At 24.6% G+C, this 3,220-nt stretch carries 4 protein-coding genes; all 4 read right to left on the bottom strand.

All coding sequences use genetic code 11. From position 1 onward, the window contains the following. Positions 1-56: 56 nt before the first annotated feature. Positions 57-860 carry a hypothetical protein gene (locus tag TY07_RS16910; RefSeq protein ID WP_042403023.1) on the bottom strand — a complete coding sequence of 268 codons (804 nt, stop codon included), beginning with the start codon at positions 858-860 and terminating at the stop codon, positions 57-59. Positions 861-1,234: 374 nt separating this feature from the next. Then, positions 1,235-2,491, bottom strand: coding sequence for a sensor histidine kinase (locus TY07_RS16905; RefSeq protein ID WP_242833281.1), 1,257 nt, complete (start codon positions 2,489-2,491; stop codon positions 1,235-1,237). A 12-nt stretch (positions 2,492-2,503) separates the two neighbouring features. Further along, positions 2,504-2,626: a hypothetical protein gene (locus tag TY07_RS18780; RefSeq protein WP_260457835.1), complete on the bottom strand. Its 123-nt coding sequence runs from the start codon at positions 2,624-2,626 to the stop codon at positions 2,504-2,506. 5 nt (positions 2,627-2,631) lie between these two features. Further along, a complete protein-coding gene (locus TY07_RS16900) occupies positions 2,632-3,195 on the bottom strand; it encodes an accessory gene regulator ArgB-like protein (RefSeq protein WP_042403020.1) in 564 nt (187 codons plus the stop codon). Positions 3,196-3,220 lie beyond the last annotated feature (25 nt).

The raw sequence follows: 3,220 nt of genomic DNA, 5'->3' as shown, positions 1-3,220 counted from the left end.
CCCCTTTTCGTTATAATATTTAAATTCATTCTTTGCCTAAAAAGGCTATATCCTATTTATTGCCATTTTTCATCTTTCTCTTTAAATAACTTACTACTCACTATTGATAAAAGCACACATAACAATAAAACCAAATAAATAATACTTAATACTCTATATCTATTCTTCTGACTAATCGTATCAGCTTTATTAATCGAACTATTACTTTCAGAATCATTTACTATAGTATTACTAGCATCACTTACTTCAACTTTATCTATATTTGTATCATCTTCATTCATATCATTATTTATACTATTTTCATTTGTATCTTTTTTTTCTGAAACTGATGAATCTTCATTATTATTTGATATACTATCATCACTACTATCTATATACTTCAATAAATCATCATACTCTTCATCTGTGAGTGGTGATTTTTTATAATTCTCATAATATTTTTTTACATCTTCAATATGGCATTTTAGTAATATCTCATCATTTTCTTTATCCTTAATCTCTACTTCCTTATTATTTGAATCAATCTTAACTTCAATATCTAAATCATTTGCAACTCTTAATGCTTCACTATATATTCCAACAAGGTCTGATAAAGAAAAATCACTTATTTCTTGACCTTCTTCAATCCTAGAAAACACTTCACTACTATTATTCATTATTGCTTGAAACTCTTCAGCACTAATATCTAAGTTTTCTATGTGATCACTAATATTTTTTGAATACTCTTCTGGAATTCCTATTTCTTCAAGCTTTACTTTAAATAAATCAACATTTTCACTATTTACCGGCAATATAAATGTATTTATTAATAAAAAACTAACAGTAAACACTTTAGTTACTCTTTTAATCACTCTCTTCATGTGTTTAACTCCTCTTATAAATTCATTTATTTTGATTATTGCCATAAATCATAAAAATAAACTTTATCGTATAAATGCTTAGAGCTTAAAAAGTCCAATTATCCCTATTTAATTAAATCCACTTCTTCTAAATGTTTTGTTGATGATTAAAGTATACTTGTTGTTTTTTAATTTGATGCTGCTTTTAATTTAAATAAATCTCAAGCTTTTAAAATTTAAGGACTCCCATAACATATAAAAATTAGTTATGAGAGTCCTCATTATTTAATAATTAATTTATACTTTTATTTAGAACATTTTTTGAATGCCAATAATTAAGTAAAGTCAATATTAAAACCTTGAATTAATGGCAATATGTATTAAAATATGCTCGTCTAAAGTTTAGGTATATTTATAGTGAATTCGGTAAAATCATCATCACTTGATACACCTATAGTTCCATTAGCCCCTTCAATAATTTCTTTTACAATTGAAAGTCCAAATCCATTTTCTTTTTTGCTATTCTCTTTTGTTGAAAAACCAACATCAAATATCTTATCTATTATATCTTCTTTTATCTTTGGGCCATTATTTTTTATTTTTACAATTATATGATTCATATTATAATATGACTTAATTTGTATTACTCCAGTTCCATTCATTACATTAACAGCATTTCTTAATATATTAGAAATTACTCTTTGAAACTCTACTTCTGAAATACAACTATCTTCAAAATCAATTTGATCATCTAATATAATATTTATTCCTTTATGTTCTATCCCATTAACAATAGCCGCCATAACAGAATCAGAACCATTTATTATTTCAATTTCTGATGCTACATTACTATTGTTATTGATTATATCTTTTAAAGCAGACCCTAATCTTTCATGTTGTCCCATTAAGTGTAGTCCATATAAATATGATATCTGTGCTCCATAATCATGTTTAACTTTTTTTAATTCGTTATTCATTTCTTCTAAAGCAAAGTTTACATTTAATATTTCTTTTGCTTTCTTTTCTATATTAAAGAAGTATAAAGTAAGTAGAACAATAAAGATAGAAAAACTTATAAATACAAACTCTTTAAATAATGGATTATCTCTATCATGCACTATCGCACTAAACGATACTAAAAAATCCATAACTATAGTTACAATAACTATTGCTATTATTGATATATTCCTACTTCTTATTACCTTATAAATTTTCTTTATGAAATTCTTATTATATAACATTAAAATAGCCATTATATATTGTGGTAGATACATAAATATTATCATACCTAATTCGGGATATTTATCTAAAAATATGTATTGTAAATATCCTAAATAAATATTAGAACATATTATTAAATTTATTGCTATAGATATATATACTATCCCAAACCCTATCATTGCTCCTAATGGGTCCTTTTTAAATATTATTATCAGTGAAATTAACATTACTAAATGTATGAATATTGTTCCTAAACTCGAATTTCCTACAAGTCCAGTTGTAATTTCAACTATAGCCCATAAAATTACTACCATTGCTATTAAATCTTTTGAACTTTTTTGATATATTTTTTTAGTACAATAATTTGAAATATAAATTAAAGCCATACTTTGTAATAAACTACTAATTGAGTCTGCTATATTGATAATCACTTCTGTCAAAACCTACCTTAATTTTTTTATAGAATCTGGCATTTCTTCCACACCTATAGTTAATATTGATGCTGTCCCTGAATTTACTAATAATGTAGATACAAATAATAAACAACTTGCTACTATTCTTTTCATTATAATCACTCCTTTCTTTTATATTTATTAAACATTAGCATCGTTTGTACAACATTAGTAAGACATATAAGCTCACCATATACTGTACTTTTATAACTAATAATTGATAGCATTGCCAATAAAGATACATTAACTAAACCTATTTTCCGATTTCTTCTTATAAGCTTTTCTTTTGTTAATGGCATTTTTTCATTAATTACTGGAGCTCTATGATATATACAAAATATACTAAATATATTCAATATAATAATAGATACCATATTTAATTCAATACTTCTTCCTAATATAATCAAGCCACATACTATTGTCATTGTTGCAAAAAAACATTTTATCTGACTATCTTCATGATATCCACCAATAAATGGTTTAGTTATTATTATTGCTAATAATACAGCTAGTCCTTCTTTTAAAAGTCCTAACATATATAAAATTAAAACTATCAAAATAAGCTTTATTAATTCATAAGTTATTACAGTCAAACTATATTCAATATGCTCCCTTTGCTCTTGACTATAACTTACACTTCTTGATAAACCGTTTATAATTACGTTTACTATTCTCTTTACCATTAAATACCCCAACTTAACTTTCTAC

The sequence above is a fragment of the Clostridium saudiense genome (genome assembly GCF_000577815.1).
In the GTDB taxonomy this organism is placed as follows: Bacteria; Bacillota; Clostridia; order Clostridiales; family Clostridiaceae; genus Clostridium; species Clostridium saudiense.
The sequence above is the reverse complement of the archived record's forward strand: the minus strand, read 5'-3'. Positions and strand labels throughout refer to the sequence as shown.

Excerpts from the sequence above, each read along its gene's own strand:
- TY07_RS16900 (WP_042403020.1), bottom strand. The coding sequence starts at position 3,195 with ATGGTAAAGAGAATAGTAAACGTAATTATAAACGGTTTATCAAGAAGT.
- TY07_RS18780 (WP_260457835.1), bottom strand. The coding sequence starts at position 2,626 with ATGAAAAGAATAGTAGCAAGTTGTTTATTATTTGTATCTACATTATTA.
- TY07_RS16910 (WP_042403023.1), bottom strand. The coding sequence starts at position 860 with ATGAAGAGAGTGATTAAAAGAGTAACTAAAGTGTTTACTGTTAGTTTT.